Annotated in this window: 16 protein-coding genes; 7 read left to right on the top strand and 9 right to left on the bottom strand. The window is 72.1% G+C overall.

The window, feature by feature from the left end; genetic code table 11:
- Complete coding sequence (locus HCK04_RS08330; RefSeq protein WP_142646548.1) at positions 1–1,467, top strand: alpha/beta hydrolase; 1,467 nt, start codon at positions 1–3, stop codon at positions 1,465–1,467.
- Between the two features lie 6 nt (positions 1,468–1,473).
- Here HCK04_RS08330 and HCK04_RS08325 read toward each other — a convergent pair whose 3' ends face one another.
- The 3 genes from HCK04_RS08325 to HCK04_RS08315 are packed head-to-tail and all read right to left on the bottom strand — an operon-like array spanning position 1,474 to position 4,421.
- Entirely contained in the window at positions 1,474–3,108 is a 1,635-nt protein-coding gene (locus HCK04_RS08325; protein WP_142646546.1) for a phospho-sugar mutase, read from the bottom strand.
- Between the two features lie 9 nt (positions 3,109–3,117).
- Positions 3,118–3,939: a purine-nucleoside phosphorylase gene (locus tag HCK04_RS08320; RefSeq protein WP_142646544.1), complete on the bottom strand. Its 822-nt coding sequence runs from the start codon at positions 3,937–3,939 to the stop codon at positions 3,118–3,120.
- A 29-nt stretch (positions 3,940–3,968) separates the two neighbouring features.
- Complete coding sequence (locus HCK04_RS08315; RefSeq protein WP_142646542.1) at positions 3,969–4,421, bottom strand: gamma-glutamylcyclotransferase; 453 nt, start codon at positions 4,419–4,421, stop codon at positions 3,969–3,971.
- A gap of 138 nt (positions 4,422–4,559) precedes the next feature.
- On the opposite strand from HCK04_RS08315, the gene HCK04_RS08310 reads away from it, so the two are divergent.
- On the top strand, positions 4,560–5,951 hold the full coding sequence (locus HCK04_RS08310; protein ID WP_142646540.1) for an NAD(P)H-quinone dehydrogenase: 1,392 nt from the start codon (positions 4,560–4,562) through the stop codon (positions 5,949–5,951).
- Positions 5,952–5,968: 17 nt separating this feature from the next.
- Here the strand turns inward: HCK04_RS08310 and HCK04_RS08305 are convergent, their stop codons facing one another.
- On the bottom strand, positions 5,969–7,138 hold the full coding sequence (locus tag HCK04_RS08305) for an MFS transporter (RefSeq protein WP_142646538.1): 1,170 nt from the start codon (positions 7,136–7,138) through the stop codon (positions 5,969–5,971).
- A 46-nt stretch (positions 7,139–7,184) separates the two neighbouring features.
- On the opposite strand from HCK04_RS08305, the gene HCK04_RS08300 reads away from it, so the two are divergent.
- Positions 7,185–8,213 (top strand): ROK family transcriptional regulator, encoded by a 1,029-nt coding sequence (locus HCK04_RS08300; protein WP_142646536.1) that lies wholly within the window; start codon positions 7,185–7,187, stop codon positions 8,211–8,213.
- A gap of 53 nt (positions 8,214–8,266) precedes the next feature.
- On the opposite strand, the gene HCK04_RS08295 is transcribed toward HCK04_RS08300, so the two are convergent.
- The 3 genes from HCK04_RS08295 to HCK04_RS08285 form a co-directional block, all read right to left on the bottom strand.
- Positions 8,267–9,553 (bottom strand): pentapeptide repeat-containing protein, encoded by a 1,287-nt coding sequence (locus HCK04_RS08295; protein WP_142646534.1) that lies wholly within the window; start codon positions 9,551–9,553, stop codon positions 8,267–8,269.
- Positions 9,554–9,923: 370 nt separating this feature from the next.
- Entirely contained in the window at positions 9,924–11,318 is a 1,395-nt protein-coding gene (locus HCK04_RS08290; RefSeq protein ID WP_260617172.1) for a hypothetical protein, read from the bottom strand.
- A 248-nt stretch (positions 11,319–11,566) separates the two neighbouring features.
- The gene (locus HCK04_RS08285) at positions 11,567–13,348 is read right to left on the bottom strand and encodes a biotin carboxylase N-terminal domain-containing protein (protein ID WP_142646530.1); all 1,782 of its coding nucleotides are present in this window, start codon (positions 13,346–13,348) and stop codon (positions 11,567–11,569) included.
- Between the two features lie 211 nt (positions 13,349–13,559).
- Here HCK04_RS08285 and mycP point away from each other — a divergent pair, with 211 nt between their 5' ends.
- Together mycP and HCK04_RS08275 are read left to right on the top strand one after the other, a co-directional pair.
- On the top strand, positions 13,560–14,714 hold the full coding sequence (mycP, locus tag HCK04_RS08280) for a type VII secretion-associated serine protease mycosin (RefSeq protein WP_142646528.1): 1,155 nt from the start codon (positions 13,560–13,562) through the stop codon (positions 14,712–14,714).
- Between the two features lie 117 nt (positions 14,715–14,831).
- Positions 14,832–17,123, top strand: coding sequence for a serine/threonine-protein kinase (locus HCK04_RS08275; RefSeq protein WP_168065736.1), 2,292 nt, complete (start codon positions 14,832–14,834; stop codon positions 17,121–17,123).
- Positions 17,124–17,473: 350 nt separating this feature from the next.
- On the opposite strand, the gene HCK04_RS08270 is transcribed toward HCK04_RS08275, so the two are convergent.
- Positions 17,474–17,953 carry a helix-turn-helix domain-containing protein gene (locus HCK04_RS08270; protein ID WP_142646524.1) on the bottom strand — a complete coding sequence of 160 codons (480 nt, stop codon included), beginning with the start codon at positions 17,951–17,953 and terminating at the stop codon, positions 17,474–17,476.
- 291 nt (positions 17,954–18,244) lie between these two features.
- Here HCK04_RS08270 and HCK04_RS08265 point away from each other — a divergent pair, with 291 nt between their 5' ends.
- Positions 18,245–19,702 (top strand): MFS transporter, encoded by a 1,458-nt coding sequence (locus HCK04_RS08265; protein WP_205830004.1) that lies wholly within the window; start codon positions 18,245–18,247, stop codon positions 19,700–19,702.
- A 2-nt stretch (positions 19,703–19,704) separates the two neighbouring features.
- On the opposite strand, the gene HCK04_RS08260 is transcribed toward HCK04_RS08265, so the two are convergent.
- Positions 19,705–20,610 carry a helix-turn-helix transcriptional regulator gene (locus HCK04_RS08260; protein ID WP_142646520.1) on the bottom strand — a complete coding sequence of 302 codons (906 nt, stop codon included), beginning with the start codon at positions 20,608–20,610 and terminating at the stop codon, positions 19,705–19,707.
- 205 nt (positions 20,611–20,815) lie between these two features.
- On the opposite strand from HCK04_RS08260, the gene HCK04_RS08255 reads away from it, so the two are divergent.
- Positions 20,816–21,676, top strand: coding sequence for an SDR family NAD(P)-dependent oxidoreductase (locus HCK04_RS08255; RefSeq protein ID WP_142646518.1), 861 nt, complete (start codon positions 20,816–20,818; stop codon positions 21,674–21,676).
- Positions 21,677–21,727: the final 51 nt, after the last annotated feature.

Here is a 21,727-nt window from a genome sequence, read left to right as displayed (position 1 = left end):
ATGAACCGCATCGCATCGGCAGCCGCCGTCATCTCCCTGTCCGCCACTCTCGTCGCGACCGGAGCCCCGGCCGCGGCCCACGCCGCCACGACCTGGACCTCCTGCGGCAGCGCCCCTGGGCTGGACCCCCGCCAGGAATGCACGACGCTCCAGGTCCCTCTCACGTACGGCAAGCCGGGCGGGGGAACGATCTCCCTCACCGTCTCCCGGATCCGTACGGCCCGGCCGGGACTGCGCAGAGGGGTGCTGCTGCTCATCCCGGGAGGACCGGGCAGCCCGGGCCTGCGTCGGCCGAGCGACATGGTGAAGCGCCTGCCGAAGGCCGTGCTCGACCGCTACGACCTGGTTGGTTTCGACCCGCGGGGCGTCGGCCGGAGCTCGCCCGTCTCCTGCGGGCTCGCGCACGAGGACCTGGCGCCCACCCTGCTCAAGCCCTACCCGTCCGCCGACGGGGACATCAAGCGGAACGCCACGTGGTCACGCAGGATCGCCGACGCCTGCGCCCGCAACGGCGGCCCTGTGCTGCGCAGCATCAGCACGCGCACCGAGGCCAGGGACATCGACGCCATCCGCCGGGCTCTCGGCGAGCAGCGCCTGTCCTACTGGGGTGTCTCCTACGGCACGTACGCCGGCGCCGTCTACGCCACGATGTTCCCCGGCCGGACCGACAGAGTGGTCCTGGACAGCAACGACGACCCCGACCCGCGCAGGGTGACCCGCGCCTGGCTGGCCAACTACTCGGTGGGCATCGAGGACCGCTTCCCCGACTTCGCGGCCTGGGCCGCCGCGCGTGACGACGAGCTGGGCCTGGGAGCCGACGCCGCAGCGGTCCGCCGTACCTTCCTGGACCTCGCCGGGCGCCTGGACCGCGCTCCGATCCCGTGGCCGGGAGCCAACCCGGCGAGGCTCGACGGTGCGGTCCTGCGCGAGACCATGCTGAACGCGCTGTATTCCGACGCAGGGTTCCCCGCCCTGGCCGCGCTCATGCGGGCGGCGCTCGGCCCGGGTCCCCTCCCGGCGCCCTCCACCGCCCCGGACGAGGCGATGCAGAACGCCGCCGCCTCGGCGGCCGCGACCCTGTGCAACGACGTCGAGTGGCCGAGCTCGCTCGGCATGCACCGGCAGCTGGTGGCCCGCGACCGGGCGGCCCACCCGCTGACCGCCGGCATGCCCGTCAACATCGGTCCCTGCGCCTACTGGCCCTACCGGCCGGCCGAGGCGCCGGTGCGGGTCGGGGCGCAGGGCCCGTCCAATGTCCTGCTCGTGCAGAACCTGCGCGACCCGGCGACGCCGTACAGCGGGGCCCTGCGGATGCGTGAGGCGTTGGGGAGCCGGGCGCGCATGGTCGCCGTCGACTCGGGCGGGCACGGATCCTACCTGGTCAACGGCAATGCCTGTGGTGACGACACCGTCACCACGTTCCTGGTCACCGGCAGGCGACCGGCCAGGGACACGATCTGCCGGTAGGCACGCTCACAGACCGAGGGCGAGGGCGAGGTCCTTCTTCAGGTCCTCCAGGTCCCGCGCGGCCCGCGCCCGGGCGGCTGCGACGTCGTCGCCCTCGACCGGCACGACGACCTCCAGGTAGCACTTGAGCTTGGGCTCGGTGCCGCTGGGCCGTACGACGATCCGGGCGTCGCCCGACAGGCGGTAGCGCAGGCCCTCGGTCGGCGGCAGCCCCGCCACCCCCTGGGACAGGTCCTCGGCCGACTCCACCGTACGGCCCGCCAGCCGCACCGGCGGGTGCGTACGGAGGCGCTCGATGGCCTTGGCGATCAGCGACAGGTCCTCGACCCGGACGGAAAGCTGGGTGGTCGCGTGGAGGCCATAGCGGCGGGCCTGGTCGTCCAGCAGGTCGAGCAGCGACCTGCCGTCGCGTTTGGCCATGGCGGCCATCCCGGCCACGGTGAGGGCGGCGCCCACGCCGTCCTTGTCGTGGACCGGCAGCCCGGCGTCCGAGCCCACGCTGTAGCCCAGCGCCTCCTCGTAGCCGAAGACCAGCCCCGGGCCCGACTTCATGATCCACTTGAAGCCGGTCAGCGTCTCGGCGTGCCGCACGCCGTGGGCGGCGGCGATCTTGGCGAGCAGCGACGACGACACGATCGACGTGGCGACCAGCCGGTCGCCGCCCGAGGTGTGCCGCAGCACGTGCTCGGCCAGCAGGCCGCCCACCTCGTCGCCGGTCAGCATGCGATAACCGCCGTCCGGCAGCGGCGTGCCCACGGCGCAGCGGTCCGCGTCCGGGTCGTTGGCGATCACCAGGTCGGCGTGGGTCGCGGCGGCGAGTTCGAGCACGAGGTCCATGGCGCCCGGTTCCTCCGGGTTGGGGAACGCCACGGTGGGGAAGTCGGGGTCGGGCATCGCCTGCCGGCTCACCATGACCGGCACCTCGAAGCCCGCCACGCGGAACGCCTCGGACACGGTCGCGCCGCCGACGCCGTGCAGCGGCGTGTACGCGACCGAGATCTCGCGGGCGTCGCCGATCGGGAGCGTGGTCAGGGCCCGCAGGTAGGGCACGACGATGTCGTCGTGCCCGAGGGTCTGCCAGCCGTCGCCCAGCGGCAGTGCGTCCACCCGGCCGACCGCGTCGATGGCCTCGGAGATCTCCCGGTCGATCGGCGGCACGATCTGCGCGCCGTCGCCCCAGTAGACCTTGTAGCCGTTGTCCTGGGGAGGGTTGTGCGAGGCGGTGACCATGACGCCCGCGTCCGCGCCCAGGTGGCGTACGGCGAACGCCAGCACAGGGGTGGGCCACTTGCCGGCCATGACCGAGGCGCGCAGGCCCGCCCCGGTCAGCACGCGGGCAGTATCGGCGGCGAACACGTCGGACTTGTGCCGCCCGTCGTAGCCGATCACCACGTGGCGTCCCGGCCCGAGGACGCGGGCCAGGCCGGCGGCCGCCCGCATCACGGTGACCCGGTTCATCCGGTTGGGCCCGGCTCCGAGCGCGCCGCGCAGGCCCGCCGTGCCGAACTCCAGCTTCGCGCCGAAGCGGGCCTCCAGCTCGGCCCGATCGTCACGTTCCAGGATCGCGTCGAGCTCGGCCCGCGTCTCGGGGTCGGGGTCCTGGTCGCGCCACTCTTCGGCGAGCCGTACGAGATCGGACATGGATACCCCCTACAGCTTGTCGACGACCTGGGCGAGCAGGACGCCCATGCGGGCGGCCGTGGCCCGGCCGACCTCCAGGACCTCCTCGTGGTTGAGCGGCTCGCCCACCAGGCCCGCGCCGGGGTTGGTGACCAGGGAGATCCCGAGCACCTCGGCCCCGGCCTCCCGGGCGGCGATCGCCTCCAGCACGGTGGACATGCCCACCAGGTCGCCGCCGAGCGTGCGCAGCATGCGGATCTCGGCGGGCGTCTCGTACGTCGGGCCGCGGAAGGCGACGTACACGCCCTCGGACAGCGTGGGGTCGACCGCGCGGGCGAGGTCGCGCAGGCGCTTGGAGTAGACCTCGGTGAGGTCGATGAACGTCGCACCCGTGATCGGGTTGCTGCCGGTGAGGTTGATGTGGTCGCTGATCAGGACCGGGTCGCCGACCTTCTGGGTCTCCGGCCGCAGCCCGCCCGCCGCGTTGGTCAGCACCACCGTGCGCACCCCGGCCGCGACGGCCGTGCGCACCCCGTGGACCACCGGCTCCACCCCGCGGCCCTCATAGAGGTGCGTACGCCCGAGGAAGATCAGGGCGTTGAGCCCGGCGGCGGTGCGCACCGCGCGGACCGTTCCGGCGTGACCGGCGACCGCGGGAGGCGAGAACCCGGGCAGTTTCGTCACCGCGAGCTCGATGACCGTCTCGCCGATCGCGTCCGCGGCCGGGACCCAGCCCGAGCCCATGACGAGGGCGACGTCGAAGGAAGGGATGCCGGTCAGGTTCCTCAGCGTGGTCGCGGCCTCGGCCGCCAGGTCATATGGGGTCACTTTGCTGAGGGTACAGAAGTGCATGAACCCGGCGGATAAGTGCCGGGCTCGTGTCAGTCGCCGAGCTTCTTGCAGGGGCGGGTGCGCAGCCACGCGACGTAGTCGTCGGGTGCGCCCGCCTTCTCGGCGGCGTCGGCCAGGATGCCGATGTATCGCGCCGACGGCAGCCCGCCCTCGTAGGAGTCCAGCACGTACGACCAGGCGAGCACGTCGCCCTCCAGGGTCGCGACCCGGAGCCGGAGCTTGCGGTAGAGGCCGAGGTCGGTGCCCATCCACCGGTCGAGGGACGCCTCGTCCCACTCCGGCACGTCGTACAGGACGACGAATACCTGCTCGTCGGCGTCCTCGACTATCGTGGCGAGGGCGCCCTCCCAGCTGACGTCCTCGCCGCCGAAGGTGAGCCGCCAGCCCGAGAGCCAGCCCGTTCCTCGCATGGGCGAGTGGGGAGCCCACTCCGCCATCTGCTTGGGGTCCATGTTGCTGCCGTAGGCCGCATAAACAGGCACGGCTCACAAGCCTAAACCAAGATCCCGAAAGTTGGACGGGTACGCGCGCACGGGGATGCGGCGAGAAAATCCGCGTAGTCGGCCCGTTACGCGTACCTCGCCGGGAATACGTAATCAGGATGCGGGACAATGGAGCACGTGACAAGGATCGTGATCATCGGTGGCGGCCCCGGCGGATACGAGGCGGCTCTGGTCGCCGCGCAACTGGGCGCCCAGGTCACCGTCGTGGAGGAGGAAGGCCCCGGCGGGGCGTGCGTGCTCACCGACTGCGTGCCGTCCAAGACCCTGATCGCCTCCTCCGTCCGCAAGCAGGCGCTTCTCGACGCGTCGTCGCTGGGTGTCCGATTCGACGGCGGCTCCGGCCACGAGACCGGCGGCGTCCACGTGGACATGATCGACGTGAACAAGCGCGTCAAGGAGCTCGCGCTCGCCCAGTCGAACGACATCGCCGCCCGGCTGGCCGCCGAGGGCGTCGAGGTCATCCGCGCCCGGGGCCGGCTGGTCGATCCCCAGGTGGTGCGCGCGGGGGACCGTACGATCCGGGCCGACGTGGTCATCGTGGCGACCGGCGCCCACCCGCGCGTGCTGCCCGGGGCCGAGCCCGACGGCGAGCGCATCCTGAGCTGGCGCCAGCTGTACGACCTGGAGGAGCTGCCCGAGCACCTGATCGTGGTCGGCTCCGGCGTCACCGGCGCCGAGTTCGCCGGCGCCTACCGGTCGCTCGGGTCGGAGGTCACGCTGGTCTCCTCGCGCGACCGGATGATGCCCAACGAGGACGCCGACGCGGCCGAGGTGCTCGAAGGGGTCTACCGGCGCCGCGGCATGAACGTCATGGGCCGTTCGCGCGCCGCCTCGGTCAAGCGCACCGAGCACGGCGTCGTCGTGACCCTGGAGGACGGCCGTACGGCCGAGGGCAGCCACTGCCTCATGACCGTAGGCATGGTGCCCAACACCTCCGGGCTCGGGCTCGAGGACAACGGCGTGCGGCTCGACCGCAACGGCTTCATCGAGGTCGACAAGGTGTCGCGGACCTCCGCGCCCGGCGTGTACGCCGCGGGAGACTGCACCGGCGTCCTGATGCTCGCCTCCGTCGCCGCCATGCAGGGCAGGATCGCGGTCTGGCACGCGCTCGGCGAGGCCGTGCAGCCGATCCGGCTGGCCACCGTCGCCGCCAACATCTTCACCGACCCGGAGATCGCCGCCGTGGGCGTGTCGCAGCGGCAGATCGAGGCGGGCGAGATCGAGGCGAACGTCGTCAAGCTGCCGCTGGCCACCAACGCCCGGGCCAAGATGCAGGGCTTCAACGACGGTTTCGTGAAGCTGTTCTGCCGCCCGAACACCGGCATCGTGCTCGGCGGCGTGGTGGTCGCGCCCCGGGCGTCGGAGCTGATCCTGGCCGTGTCGGTGGCCGTGCAGCACCGCCTGACCGTGGACCAGCTCGCCCACACCTTCGCCGTCTATCCGTCGCTGTCGGGCTCGATCACCGAGGCGGCCCGCCGTCTCATGTCCCCGCAGACCGCCGGCATCTGACCTCTGTCGAGGCCGGATCAGTCGGCGCATGCCGCGCCCTCGGGGACGCGGGCGGCGGCAGGGCGCGGGCGCAGCGCGCGCGCCGGCCGGATCATCGCCCCGACCATGCACGTCACCAGGGCGAAGGCGAACGGGAAGGCGAACGTGGCCGCCAGCCAGCCGATGACGGAGGGTGCCACGAGCCCCGACATCCAGGTGATCGTGGCGACCCCCGCGACGCCCTCCGCAGGCGTACGGGCGACCTGGCCCGCCGCCGCGAACACCAGCGGGACGACGACGGCGAGACCGGCGCCGAACAACGCGAACCCCACGATCACCGGCGCGGGCGTGCGGAACGCGACCACGATCACCCCACCGATCACGGCGGTGACCGCCCCGGCGCGTACGGTCAGGACCGGCCCGAGCCTGCGCACCACGAAGTCTCCGCCGAGCCGCACGGTGACCATGCACGCGGTGAACACGGCGTAGCCGGTCGCGGCGAGGCCCGCGCCCGCCCCCGCGACGTTCGTGAGGTAGATCGCCGCCCACTGGCCGCTGGCCCGCTCGGCGAAGGTGCCGAAGAAGCCGATCAGGCCGATCAGCAGGACGGCCCTCGGCGGCAGCGCGAATCGCTTCGGCGGCTTCTCGTCCGGCGCGGGCTCGTCGTCGAGGAGCGCGCGGCTGCCCACCACGCCCAGGACGACCAGCGCCGCCGCCATGAGGGCGAGGTGCGCCCGCGCGTCCAGGCCCGACTGCGCCGCCACGGCCCCGATGCCCGCGCCGGCCAGGTTGCCGACGCTCCACATGCCGTGCAGGCCGGACATGACCGACCTGCCCAGCCGCCGTTCGACGAGCACGCCCTGGGCGTTCATGGCCAGGTCGGACATCCCGGCGGCGGCGCCGGACGTGAGGAACACGGGGATCAGCCACAGCGGGCCCGGCGCCAGCACGGGGAGGGCCAGGGAGGCGCACCACAGGGCGAGCAGGACCCGGGTCGTCGCCCTGGGCCCGAACCGGTAGGCCAGCCGGGCCGTCACCGGCATCGTGAGGAACGAGCCGATCGGCGGGCAGAGCAGGACGAGCCCGAGAGCGGCCGTGCCCAGGCCGAAGTGGTCCTGAAGCCAGGGCATGCGGGTGGCGATGGTGCCCGCCACCGCGCCGTGAACGGCGAAGACGAGGGCGGTGGCCCGTTGATGTCTGTCTCGCATACGGCTAAATTAACAGGCAGGGTTCCTGATAAAAAGAGGTTTTTCCGTGAAGACCGCGACACCCCAGCTCGCGCGGGCCATCAACGACCGGCTCGCGCTCGATCTGCTCCTGGAACGGGGCCCGCTGACGGCGCCCCAGCTTCGCGCGCTCACCGGCCTGTCCCGCCCGACCGTGTCGGACCTGATCGAACGCCTGCAGGTCAACGGGCTGATCCGGGTCACCGGGGAGAGCGGCGGCGACCGGCGCGGCCCCAACGCCCGCCTCTACGGGATCGTCGCCGACCGGGCCTTCGTGGGCGGGGTGGACGTGCGGCGCGACGTGGTCCACGTCACGGTCGCCGACATCACCGGCGCCACCGTGGGCACGGCGACGCGGCCCGTGGGGGAGAACCTCCCCGGGCTGGTCGCGGAGGCGCTCACCGAGGCGGCCGGCTCACGCCCGCTGCACGCCGTCGTCATCGGCGCGCCCGGGATGGTCGACCCGCAGACCGGAGACCTCGCGGCCGGGAACGTCGAGCCCGCGTGGCGGCCCGGGCTTCTCCCGGCCCTGCGCACACTGGTCGACGCGCCGGTCACCGTGGAGAACGAGGTCAACCTGGCCGCCGTCGCCGAGCACGCCACCGGCGCGGCCGCCGGGCGGGACGACTTCGTCCTGCTCTGGCTGGACGACGGCGTCGGCGCGGCCGTCGTGCTGGACGGCAGGCTCCGCCGGGGAGCCTCCGGAGGAGCCGGGGAGATCGGCTTCCTCGGCCGGCTCGACATCGAGGTGTGCGCCCTGCTGGGCACCGATGCCGTACGCGGACTGGACCTCCCGGCCCTGGCGGACCGGGTCACGACGGCCGCTTTCACGCTCGTGGCCGTGCTCGACCCCGGCCTCGTCGTCCTCGGCGGCGCCACCAGCATGGCGGGCGGCGAGCCGCTGGCGGCCCTGGTCACCGAGCGGCTGGCCGAGGTCTCGCCCGTGCCCGTACACGTCCGCGTGAGCGGCATCCCGGACAACCCCGTGCTGCGGGGCGCGGTCTCCACCGCCCTCTCGATCGCCCGCGACGCCGTCTTCGGCCAGGGCCGCCCGTGACGGCGCCGTGGTCAGCGGGTGCCGCCCGTGAGCCGCTCGTGAACCTGCCGAGGTCAGTGGCTGCCGCCCGTGGCGGACAGCCGTGACCTGACCTCATGCAGGGCCTGCCGCCCCCGCCCGATGGCCATGGCCGCCGCCTGCAGGTCGTACGGCGTCTGGGCGACGTGCAACGCCTGCTTGGCCGCCTCGTACGCGTCGAGCGCCGCCCGCCACTCGTGCGTGGGCCCGCTGACCTGGTTGATCTTCATCTCGAAGTCGAGGGCGTCGATCTCCTCGCCGAAGCGGGTCACGTCCTCCTCGGCGGCGTGCCGGGCCACCGCCATCTCGGCCACGAAACGCTCCCTGCGCCGGTGTGCGACGCCCCACATGATCAGCGTCAGGCTCAGGCCGAGACCGGACACGATGACGAGGATGAGCGCGGGCGACGGGCCCTTCGGGCGTACGGCGTTCGGGGGCACGTCCTGGTCCCAGGTGGACGGCGAGGCGTCATCGACCGGTTCCTCCCCGGCGGAGCCGGGTGCGACGGCGTCGTCCGGCAGGTCCTTCGGCGTGCCCTTCGCCCCGGTCAGGTTCACGTCGTCGGCCTGGATGAAGGAGGCCTTGTCGACGTTCGCCCCGTGGAAGTCCGCGCCGTCGAGCTCGGCCTGGGTGAACTCGGCCTCGGACAGGTCGGCGTCCCGCAGCACGGCGTGCTCCAGGTGGGCCTGGCCGAGCTTGGCCTCGCCGAGCTTGGCCCGGGTGAAGTCGGCCGTACGGCCCTTGATCTGCCCGAGCGTGGCGTCCTTCAGGTCGGCGTCCACGAGTTTCGCGTCGGTGAGGTTGGCCTGGGTGAGCACGGCCCGGGTGAGGACCGCGCCGGTCAGGTCGGAGTGCGGAAACTCGGCCTGTACGGCGTCCGCGTCGGTGAGGATCGCCCCGCGCAGGTTCGCCTGCTTGGCCTGCATCTGGCCCAGGTCGGCCTCGCTGAAGTCGGCGCCGCGCAGGTCGGCATAGTCGAGACGCGCCTGACCGAGATCGGCCTCCTTCAGCGAGGCCTTGCGCAGGATGGCTCCGGTGAGGTCCTTGCCCGTGAGGTCCACCCCGTCGAGCTTCGCGCCGGTCAGGTCGGCGCACCGCATGGCGTACGGAAGCGTGGCGCTGGTGAGGTCCTTGCCGCGAAGCTTGACGCCGCTGCCCGGCTTGCAGGGAGCGGAGGCCGCGTGCACGGCGGTCGCGGGGAGTGCCACGAACGCGAGTGACACAGACGCGAGCAACGTGAGCGACAGGAGCCGCGACAGGGACCGCGACGAGAACCGTGACAAGGGCAGCGCGGCGGCGGGCAGGGGGGTGAAGCGACGCACGGGGGGCCTCCTGAGGGGAACGCTCCCGAGTCTCCCACGCGGTCTTTAATCCCACTTGCAATCCGCTGACCTGCCATCATCCCGGTATTTCCCGGGATGGTGCACCACCCGGCCGAGCCCGCATACGACGAAGGGGCGGACCATCAGGTCCGCCCCTCGTCTGTGTCCACCGCAAGCGCTCAAGCGCTTCTGCGCCATCGAAAGCGCTCGGGTGCTGTGCCGGAGGCGCTGAGGAGATGTGCCGACACAGAGGTGCCCGGGCGCTTCCGTGTCCGTCGCGGTGGCGCTCACACGCTTCTGCGGTGGCTGGGAGCGCTGCGGTGCTTCTGCGCCGTGCCGGAAGCCACGCTGTGCCGGAGGCGCTGAGGCGTTACCAGTCGCCGCCGCCGAAGTCCCCTCCGCCGAAGTCGCCGCCGCCCCAATCGCCACCGCCGCCGCCACCCCAGTCGCCGCCGCCGAAGCCGCCACCGCCCCAGTCGCCGCCGCCGGCCTCCACGCCCGCGGCGTAGCCGGAGTCGTACCCGGCGCCGTATCCGCCGTGGCCCCAGCCGCCGAACGCGTTGCCGAGCATGGTGCCGACGAGCATGCCGGTCAGCAGGTCGCCGCCGCCGAAGCCGCCGTAGTAGCCGTACGCGTAGGGCTGGTAGGCGGGACCGGCGTCCCAGTAGGGCCTGCGCTGGCCGTCCACCATGACCTCGCGCATCTGCGGGTCGAAGCCGCGCTCCACCGCCTCGGCGTCCGCCGCGCAGGCGGGGACGTCGCGCACCGCGCCGCCGGGGGGCGCCCACCGGACGTTGCGCACCGACGGGCCGTGCTGCGGGTTGAAGAAGCACGGGGGCAGCCGCTCGGGCAGCGGCTGGTTGTTCACGCGCGCCTTGACGCAGGCCAGCGCGTAGCGGCCGTCCTCCAGCGTGGAGGTCACCGTGCGCAGGTCCTCCGGGCGCTTGATCGCGGCGAGCTCGACCTTGGCCCGCTCGTAGGAGTCGAGGGCCCGCTGCCAGTCGGTGGTCGTCTCGCTCTGCGGGAGCATCCTGACGTCCATGTCGAGCGCGGTGATCTCCTCACCGAACTTCGTGACGTCCTCCTCGACCGTCTGCTTGACGGCGGCGAGCTCGGCGGCCTCGCGCTCCTCGCGCTTGCGCTTGTTGCGGCGTCCGACGATCCACAAACCGGCACCTCCGACAACCGCGATGCCCAGAATGCCCAGCAGCACACCCGAACCGCCACCGCCGCCGACCGTGCTGCCCTTGGCACGGGCGCCATTGACGTCGCCCTCGCGCACCAGGTTCACCCGGTTGATGAAGTCCTTCATGCCGGTGACCACGTCGTTGTTGGCGCTGGTGGACAGCCGGGCCAGCACGCCCGGAGCGTTCCTGGGCAGCTCGGTCGACCCCGCGAAGAGGCTGTTGCCGTCGAGGAGGGCCACGGTCGCGCTCGACCGGCCCGCCTTGTCGAGCTCGGACAGCAACTGCGGGATGTAGGTGCTCACCTGGCTCGTGCTCACGGTGCCGTCGGGCATGGCGACCACGTAGATCTTGGACTTCGAGTCCTTCAGCGCCTGGCGGATCTCGCTCTGCTGACTCGACGAGAGCGGAGACCCACTCTGGACGAACAGCGGGTCTTTGGCGTTCTTCCAGGACGACAGGACCGTGGCGGGGTCCGGGGGAGCAGCCGCCATGGCGGACGGCGCGAGAGCGAGCAGAGTGATGAGCCCGGCGAGCAGCGCCGCAAGGGCGGCCCCCACCCGGCCGAGCGGTGTCTTCATGGTCACGGCTTCAAGCCTCCTTCGCCCTACAGGACGAACGGCAGGGCGTGATGGTTCCTCCACAAAAACCTATCGTTCCGCACCCGGCTGCCGGCATGCGTCTTCTTGCCGGTGAATGACGGCGGCGTCGGCCGCCGAACCGTCCGCCGTGACCGCGTTCGCCCGATGAGATCGCTGTCGGCGGGGCACCAAGATCACCCTCGGTGAGCCCCCGCCAGGGGAGACCGCCGGCCTCCAGGGCCGGCGGCTCAGGCGTCCTTGATCTCGCAGAGGACGGCCCCGGCGGTGACCGTCTGGCCGACGGCGGCCGCGAGGCCGGTGATCGTGCCGCCCTTGTGTGCGGTCAGCGGCTGCTCCATCTTCATGGCTTCCAGGACGACGATCGTGTCGCCGGGCTCGACGGCGTCGCCGTCGGCGACGACGACCTTCACGATCGTGCCCTGCATCGGGCTGACGAGGGAGTCGCCGCTCGCCGCGGCCTTCTTGGCACCGCCGCCGGACCGCCGAGGCGCGGCCTTCCTGGCCGGGCCGGAGCCGGTCGCGCCCGACCCCGATCCCCAGGAGCCCGATCCAGACGGGCCCAGCCCGGCGGGCAGGACGACCTCCAGGCGCTTGCCGCCGACCTCGACGGTGATCCGTTCACGCTCGGCGGGCTCGGCCGCCTCCACGGCACCCTCGTACGGCGTGATCGTGTTGTCGAACTCGGTCTCGATCCACCGGGTGTGCACGGAGAACGGCTCGCCGGCGAAGGCGGGGTCGTTCACCACGGCCCGGTGGAACGGCACCACGGTCGGCATTCCGCCGATCTCGAACTCGGCCAGGGCCCGGCGCGACCTCTCCAGCGCCTGCTTACGCGTCGCGCCGGTGACGATCAGCTTGGCCACGAGCGAGTCGAACGCCTGCGGCACGCTCATCCCGGCCTCGTACCCCGCGTCCAGCCGTACGCCGGGGCCGGACGGGACGCGCATCGAGGTGATCGTTCCCGGCGCGGGCAGGAAGCCCCGGCCCGCGTCTTCGGCGTTGATCCGGAACTCGATGGAGTGGCCGCGCAGCTCCGGGTCGTCGTAGCCCAGGGCCTCGCCGTCGGCGATGCGGAACATCTCGCGCACCAGATCGATGCCCGCGACCTCCTCGCTGACCGGGTGCTCGACCTGCAGCCGGGTGTTGACCTCGAGGAAGGAGATCGTGCCGTCCTGGCCGACGAGGAACTCGCACGTGCCCGCGCCGACGTAGCCCGCCTCGCGCAGGATCGCCTTGGAAGAGGAGTAGAGGAGTTCGAGCTGCTCGCCGGTCAGGAACGGGGCCGGGGCCTCCTCCACCAGCTTCTGGTGGCGGCGCTGGAGAGAGCAGTCGCGGGTGGAGACCACGACGACGTTGCCGTGGGAGTCGGCCAGGCACTGGGTCTCGACGTGCCGGGGCTTGTCGAGGTAGCGCTCGACGAAGCACTCGCCGCGCCCGAAGGCGGTGACGGCCTCGCGCACGGCCGACTCGTACAGGTCGGGGATCTCCTCCATGGTGCGGGCCACCTTGAGCCCGCGCCCGCCGCCGCCGAACGCCGCCTTGATGGCGATCGGCAGGCCGTGCTGCCGCGCGAAGGCGACGACCTCGTCCACCCCGGAGACGGGATCGGGGGTTCCGGCCACGAGCGGGGCGCCCACGCGCTGCGCGATGTGCCGGGCCTGGACCTTGTCGCCCAGCGCGGTGATCGCCGCCGGCGGCGGGCCGATCCAGATCAGGCCGGCGTCGAGCACGGCCTGGGCGAAGCCGGCGTTCTCGGCGAGGAAGCCATATCCGGGATGGACGGCGTCCGCGCCGGTCTTCCGGGCGACGGAAAGGAGTTTGTCGATGTCGAGGTAGGTCTCGGCCGGGCTCTGCCCGCCGAGTGCGTGCGCCTCGTCGGCCACCCGCACGTGCAGCGCGTCCAGATCCTGGTCCGCGTAGACCGCGACGCTGGACAGCCCGGCGTCTGCGCAGGCCCGGGCGATCCGTACGGCGATCTCACCGCGATTGGCGATCAGGACCTTGTGCACCGCGTGCATCCTTCCCTCGGGCCCCCTGGGTTATGAGCTGTGGTGGATTTTATGCACCTGCCGGCTCTGGACGGCGTCCGGCCCCTTACTGAGTGGGATCGCCGCCGTGCCTCGTCTCCCTGCACTTCCCTGCCCCATCGCCGGTATGTCCGGGTTGAAGCGGCATATTGTGAAGTGGCACCACCGGTCGGGTTCGTTAGGCTGATCGCTTATGCGGGGACCCGGCCTTCTGGCGACCGTGCTGGCTCTGCTTCTCGTGGCGCCGCCCGCGCCGCCCGCCGAGGCGCGCGTCGCGCCGGCTCGGTGCGCGCCGCGCAAGGGCAGCATGCAGGTGGCCGAGCCGTGGGCGCAGCGCAGGCTCGACCCCAAGCGGGTGTGGCCGCTCACCAGGGGCGAGGGCGTCACGGTCGCGATCATCGACAGCGGCGTGGACCTGACGCACCCGCAGATCCGGGTGGCCAAAGAGGTGGACTACACCGGCACGGGCCACCGTGACTGCGTCGGGCACGGCACGGCGGTCGCCGGGATCATCGCCGCCCAGTATCTGAAGGGCGTCCCCTTCCATGGTGTCGCGCCCGGCGTACGGCTGATCTCGCTCAAGCAGACGAACGAGGAGCGCGGCGACCCGGACACGCTGGCCAGGGCCATCGTGGACGCGGCCGACTTCGGCGCCGACGTGATCAACGTGTCGATCGACGCCCGCGACGATCCGAAGCTCAGGCAGGCCGTCGCGTACGCGGTCGGCAAGGACGCGGTGATCGTGGCGGCGGCCGGCAACACGACCGCGGAGGACGGCACGCCGGAGGCCTCCTATCCCGCCGCGTATCCGGATGTGCTCGCCGTGGGGTCGGCCACCCCGGACGGCCGGCGTGCCGACTTCTCCAACACGGTCACTCCCGTCTCCGTCCTGGGTCCGGGCCAGGACATCACCTCCACCTGGCCAGGGCGGTCGTACATGAGCGGGCTCGAAGGCACGAGCTTCGCCACGCCGTACGTCGCGGGGGTGGCGGCGCTGGTGCGTGCCCGCCATCCGGAGCTGAACCAGGAGCAGGTGCGCGGGCGCATCACCGCCACGGCGGACGGCGGACTGGGGACGGGCACGGGAGCCGGGATGGTCAACCCGATGCTTGCCGTCACCGCGATCCTGCCGATGGAGGTCGGCGGCGCTCCCGTCATCGCGCCGCCGGCGCCTGCCCCCTTGTCGCAGGACGCGGTGAGCAAACCGGCTCCGGTGGACCAGGAGGCGATCGACCTGGCGCTGACGATCGCGGCGGCGGCGTTGTGCGCGGTGGGGCTGATCGTGGCCGTACGGGTGTTCGTGCCGATGGGCAGACGGAGAAGGTGGCGTCCCGGCCGTGAAGGTTGACTCTTCGGCTTTGGGTAATTGACGTTTCAATGTTTTGTGCCTGCCGGAAACTGATGCTTTGCCCCATGTCCTCTTGGTTGAATGATCCTTATCAGGTCACTTCCAGAAAGGACTGAGATGCACCCTTTACGGCCGGGTGATCCCGAGCAGATAGGCGAGTACGCCATCCAGGGACGGCTGGACGAGGGGCCCCGCGGCGACGTCTATGTCGGCAAGGAGACCGGCGACGACGCCCCTGTGCGGATGATCAAGCTCTTGGCCGCGGAGCCGGGTTCGGGGCAGGCCGTCCTCGACCGGCTCACTGTGGCCACGCGTGTGTCCAGCTCATATGTGGCCCGCACCATCACGGCGGGCCTATTCGGGGATCGACCCTACGTCGTCAGGGAACACGTCGAGGGACGCAGCCTGGCCGCCGTCGTGGCGGCCGAGGGCCCGCTCTCGGGGGAGGCGCTCGAACGCGTCGCGGTGGGCGTGCTCACCGCGCTGACGGCCGTGCACCTCGCCGACCTCGTGCATGGTTCGCTCACCCCGCACAACGTCATCGTCGCGGACGACGGCGTCAAGCTGACCGACGTCGCGGTCGGCCCACCGGTGGGCGAGCTCGCCTACCGGGCTCCGGAGCAGATCAGGGGCGAGCGCTACGACGCGTACGCGGACATGTTCGCCTGGGCCGCCACGGTGGTCTTCGCCGCGACCGGACGTCCGCCGTTCCCGCAGGAGCCGCAGGCCGTGCTCAACGCGCAGCCCGACCTCGGCGGCCTGGACGAACGGCTGCGCCAGGTCGTGCTGCCCGCGCTCGCCAAGGAGCCGGGGCAGCGGCCCACCGCGTACACCGCGATGCTGCAACTGCTCGGCGGCGCCGCAGGGGCACAACCGGCGCCGGCCCCCGGCGCGACGGTCGTGCTGCCCCCGCAGCCGGCGGTCGGGGGAGTCCCCGTTCCGCCGGCGCCTGCTCCCCAGCAGGGGCCGGTTCCGCAGCAGGCTCCTGTTCCTCAGGCCCCGGTGCCTGGGCAGACCTGGGGCCCGCCGCCCGTCCCTCAGCAGGCGTCCACCGCCTCTTGGCAGCCGCCCGCCATGCCGCAGGAGCAGCCCCAGCAGCAGACGTGGGGGCCGCCGACCACCCAGGGCCAGGTCGAGACGGCCAAGCGCAGGCCGTTCCCGGTCGGGCTCGCAGCGGCGGTCGGCGCCGTGGTCCTGCTCTCCGGAGTGGGGCTGTGGGGCGCCGGTCACTACTCCCAGGTCCAGTTGTCACCTGCCGCCGCGGAGGGCTCCGCGGGCGGGCACGGGAACGGCGGACGTGCGCTCGCGGACGGTGGAAACGCGGGCGGCGGAGGGACCACGGGAGGCGGCGGCACCACGGCGGGAGGCGCGACCGGGGGCGGCGGATCGGCCCCGACGGCGGCGCCGCAGGTGACGGTGCCGTGGGCGCTGTCGTCCGACGACCCCGACTCGCCGGTGCAGCCGCTGGTGCTGCCGAGCGAGTGGCCGACGGACTCTCCGGTGACGCCGGAGCTCACGTCGGCGCCGACCCCCGGCCCGCTCGTGCCGATGCCGAGCCAGCCGGTGGTCCCGCCGCCGCAGCAGCCGACCTGGTCGACGACGCAGCCGACGGCCCGGGTGACGACCACCGCCACGGTCACCGCGCTGCCGAGCCCGGTGCCGACGCAGCCGACTCCCGAGCCCCCGCCCACGCAGTCGCCGAGCCCGGTGCCCACGGAGCAGCAGGAGCAGGTGCCGAGCCCGCGGCCCACCGCGCCGACCGAGGGGCCGACCGAGGGGCCAACAGAGGGGCCCACCGAGAAGCCCGTCGAGAGGCCCAGCTGGGTTCCCTCCTGGGTACCGACCGAGAGGCCCGGGCGGAGGCACGCCCGGAAGCCCACCGGGGAGCCGACGGCGTCCGCGCAGCCGAGCACCCCGACCCCGACCCCGATCCCGACCCCGACCCCGACCACGGTGGCGCCCAACCCCACTCCGACGGTGAAGCCGACTACGGTGGCGCCCAAGCCCACTCCGACGGCGAAGCCCACGACGGTGGCCCCCAGGCCCACCACTCCGACTCCGGAGCCGACGACCGCGGCGCCGGTCCGGAACCCCTTCGGCCCCACCCAGGCCTGCGGTCCGGGCTTCTCCGTCCAGCGCAGCAGTGCCCTGGCGGGGGGCACCGTCTATCAGCTGTACAACCCCGGCACGGGGGAGAACTGCGTCGTCACGATCAAGACGGCCGACGTCGGCAAGGAAACTCCGGTCTCCGCGACGCTGGAAGTCCAGGGCGGCGGTTCCAAGACCGACAGCGGTAACTACAAGTACTACGCCGGCCCGGTGAAGCTGCAGGCCAAGGGCAAGTGCGTCAGGTATTCCGGCAGCGTCGGCGCGTCCAGCGCCGGCGGCGACTGGGACAACTGCCGCTGACGCTGCGACCGGCACCACAGCCGCACTGTGACTGGCACCCCCGGCTGGCACCCCCGGCTGGCACTTCCGGCCGACAGTGCCGGCTGACAGCCGGCTGACCGGTTCACACGAAGGCCGGGCGGACATCCGCCCGGCCTTCCATCTGCGCGGCCCGTCTGTGCGGCCCGTCTGCGCGGCCCGTCCGCGTGGCTCTGCCGGTGCCACTCTGGGGAGGCGATCCCGGCTCGATCTCAGGCCGGGATCAGGCCGCGCCTCCGGCCGGCTCGGGACCGTGCCGCCCTGCCTGGATCACCGTGCCCGGATCGCTGCGCCCGGGACGCGCTCGGGGACGAGCTCGCGCGGCTCGCTCGTTACGCTGAGCCGTTGATCTGCAGCAGGTTGTCGAAGTCCCCGGGGCCGGCGACGGGCCACACGTTCTCTGCCGCGAGGGACTCTCCGCAGTGGGAGCAGGTCATGGTCGCCTCGACCGTCTCCCCGCAGCCCTTGTGCACCATCTGGAGCGGCGGCCCGTCGGGGGCGGCGTGCCGGTCCCCCCACTGCCTCATGGCGGTGACCACCGCCCACAGGTCACGGCCCTTGTCCGTGAGGCGGTACTCGTATCGCGCCGGACGGTCACTGTAGGGGACCTTCCGCATGACGCCGTGCTCGATCAGGTGGCCGAGCCGCTGGTTGAGGATGTTGCGGGAGATGCCCAGGCGCTGCTGGAACTCGTCGAACCGGGTGACGCCCAGGAAGGCGTCACGCACGATCAGCATCGTCCACCACTCACCGACCACCTCAAGGCACTGGGCCACCGAGCAGTGCATGTCGGCGAAGCTTTTGCGTTCCACACACCCAAGACTACAAGTTGCGTCATAGAACTGACCAGCATTAGCGTGCGTTCTATGACGCAACTCAGGGGGGATTCGTCCGAATCACAGGACCCATCCCAGAAGTCACACGAGGGAACCGCGCTCACGGGCGCAACGGAGCTACCGCCGTCGGCGCCGGCCACGACCGGAACCGCGACCGGAACCGCGACCGGAACCGCGACCGCGGTTGGGACCACGACTGGGACTGGGATTGGGACCGGGATTGGGACCGGGCGGCCGTGGCTCGCGCTGGCCGCGGCCTGCCTCGGGATGATGATGACCTTCATCAACATCACCGCGACGATCGGGTCTCTCGGCTTCATCCAGTCGGGACTGCATACGTCCACCACGACCCTGGTATGGGTCAGCAGCGCGTACACCCTGGCGGTGGCAGGTCTGACGCTGTCCGCCGGCACTCTCGGCGATCTCGCCGGCCGGCGCACCGTCTTCCTCATCGGCACCGTCGTCATGGGCGTGGGCAGTCTTGTCGCGTTCGGCGCGGGCGACGGCGGGACGCTGATCGCCGCCGAGGCGGTGATGGGCGTCGGCGGCGCGATGATCCTGCCCAACAGCCTGACCATCGTCAGCCACATCTTCCCGGACCCCCGCAAGCGCACCGAGGCGATCAGCATCTGGGCGGGCTGCTCGGGCGTCGGCCTGGCCGGAGGTCCTCTGGTGGCCGGCGTGCTGCTCAACCACTTCTCCTGGCACAGCGTGTTCCTCGTCAACGCCGCGATGTCGCTGGTCGTCCTGGCCGTCACGCCGATCCTGGTGAAGAACAGCCGTCACCTCGGCCGTCGTATCGACATCCCCGGCCTCGTGCTGACCACCGTGTCCCTGCTGGCCCTGACGTACGGCGTGATCGAGGGCGGGCACGTCGGGTACGGCGATATGCGCATCCTGGTCGCGTTCCTCGTCTTCCTCGTCACCCTTGTCCTGTTTGTCCGTGTGGAACTTCGCAGCGCGGACCCGATGCTCAACCTGACGCTGTTCCGTTCGGCGTCGTTCAGCACCGTCATGGGCGTGGCCCTGGTGATGATGTTCGGATTCGGCGGGGTGCCCCTGCTGATGGTGCTGTATTTCCAGCGCGTCCAGCACGCGTCGGCCCTGGACACCGGATGGCGCCTGCTGCCGATGTTCGCCGTCTATGTGGCCGTCAGCGCGGTGGCGGGACGCCTGATCCGCCGATTCGGCACCCGATCGATGCTCACGGCCGGGCTCGTCATCGCGGCGGCCGGGACGGAGCTGCTCATGGCGTCGCCGCCGGACGACTCCTACGCCTGGGTGTGGCCCGGAATGGTGCTGTTCGGTCTCGGTGCCGGCTTCGTGCTGGCACCGAGCACCGCCGCCTCCATCTCCAGCGTCCCCCACGAAGCCGCAGGCATGGCCAGCGCGTCCGTGAACATGTTCCGCCAGCTCGGAAACGTGCTGGGCGCCAGCGTGCTGGGCACCATCCTGACCGCGCACTTCTCGGCGGTGCTTCCCGAGCGTCTGGCCGGGGCCGGAGTGCCCTCCGGTGTCGCCGCCCAGGTCGAGAGCGCGGTCGCGCACGGCGGCCACGCGCCGGCGGGCGCCGGGGCGATGGGCGCCACGATCGCACGCGGTGTCGCGGGCGCTTTCACCGATTCTCTGCGGCCCGGGTTGATCGTCACGGTGTGCGCTCTCGTGCTCGCCGCCGTCCTGACGTTCGTCCTCTTCGCCGAGAAGTCGGCGGGCCACCGGAAGTGACATCAGCGGGCACGGTCGTCGGTGCCGGTACGCAGGTCGTATGGCGAGGCGCCGTCGGCGCCCGGGCCGGAGAGGGTCCAGCTCGCGAGAAGGTCCAGGGCGAGTTTCGAGCACGAGCCGGCTTCCGCGGTGTAGAGGAAGAGCGTCACGTCGGGGTCACCGGGCAGGCAGAGCGTCTCGAACTCGACGGTCAGCTCACCGACGAGCGGGTGGCGCAGCCGCTTGGAGCCGTGGGTGCGCTGGTGGACGCGGTGCTGCTCCCACCAGTGGGCGAACTGGCGGCTGTGCTCGCGCAGCTCGGCGATGAGGGCGGCGGTGGCATGGTCGTCCGGGTCGCGACCGGCGTCGAGCCGCAGGCTCTCGACCGCGGCCCGCGCCTGGACCTCCCAGTCGACGAACAGCGATCGGGCGGCGTCGTCGAGGAACATCCACCGCGCGTAGTTGCGCTGCCGGGGCGGCATCCGTTCGAAGTCGGCGAACAGCGCCTTCGCCATCCGGTTGGCGGCGAGCACGTCGGTGCGGCGGCCGAGTACGAGGGCGGGCTCGCCGTCGAAGGCGTCGAGGAGCTGGTAGAGCCCGGGGCGTACGCGCTGGACGCCGCGGGTGCGCCGCCGTACGGGCATCGTGGTCACGCCGGTGAGGTCGTGCAGATGCACGCGTCCCGCGTCGTCGAGGCCGAGGGCGCGGCCGATGGCCTCGACGACCGACGGCGACGGGGTGATGCGCCGGCCCTGTTCGAGGCGGGCGTAGTAGTCGGCCGAGACTCCGGCCAGGAAGGCGACCTCCTCGCGACGCAGGCCGGGGACCCGCCGGACGCGGCCGTCGGGGGGCAGACCGGCCCGTGACGGGTCCACCTGGCTCCGGGCGCGTCGCAGGAAATCGGCGAGTTCGCGGTTGGTCTCTGCCATGCCCTCCAGTGTCTCTCTTGCCGTTCGAATCCTGCCTGGTCCTATTACTCCTAGGTTGCCCGGTGCGCGGTCGCACAGGGCGCGATATGGGCCTCCGCAGCGGGTCGAGGCGACCGATGCTGGTGCTGTGCCGGTCTCCGGGACCTCCGGGCCGGCGCCACCGCCGAATCCGGCAAGCACCGCCTTCTACCCGCAGAGGATGATCATGAGCTTTCCCGCCAGCCGACCGGCCGTATGGTTCGTGACCGGCACCTCCCGGGGCCTGGGCCTCGAACTGGTCAAGCAGCTGCTCGATCGCGGTGACCGCGTCGCCGCGACGACCCGGTCGTCCGAGCGGCTGCTCGCCGCGCTCGGCGACGAGACCGACGTCTCGCGCCTTCTCGCACTCACCGTCGACCTGCGCGACGAGGCGGAGGTCGCGTGGGCCGTTCAGGAGGCCACCGAACGCTTGGGCGGCCTGGACGTCGTCGTGAACAACGCGGGCTACGGCTTCCTGGCCGCGGTGGAGGAGACCGGCGACCGCGAGGTCCGCGACATGCTCGACGTCCAGGTCGTGGGCGTGTGGAACGTGCTGCGCGCCGCCCTGCCCGTCCTCCGCGAGCGGCGCGGGGGCCACATCGTCAACGTGTCCTCGATCCTCGGCCTGACCGCCGTGCCGGGCTGGGCGCTCTACTGCGCCGGGAAGTTCGCGCTGGAAGGGCTGAGCGAGGCCCTCGCCGCCGAGGTGGCGGACTTCGGCATCGGGGTCACGATCGTGGAGCCCGGCTACTTCCGCACCGATTTCCTGACCGAGGACTCGCTCGCCCTGCCCGCCGAGACGACCGCGCACTACCCGGGCATCCGCGAGATGGTGCGCGATCACCTCAAGCTCCAGGGCGGCCAGCTCGGCGACCCGGTCAAGGGCGCCCGTGCGATCATCGACCGGGTCGTGACCGGGAAGGGCCCGTTGCGGCTGCTGCTCGGATCCGACGCCCACTCCTACGCCACGGTCAAGGTCGAGGCCCTGCGGGCGAACGTCGAGGCCGCCGCGCTCACCGCGCCCGCCACCGACTTTCCCGCCGCCTGAACGGCCGCCCTTCCCCGCCGCCGCGAAAGCACGTCGTTCAGATATGGGCTG

Source organism: Microbispora sp. CL1-1, from assembly GCF_012034195.1.
GTDB lineage: Bacteria > Actinomycetota > Actinomycetes > Streptosporangiales > Streptosporangiaceae > Microbispora.
Note: the sequence above shows the minus strand (reverse complement) of the source record. Positions and strands in the feature narration are given on the sequence as shown.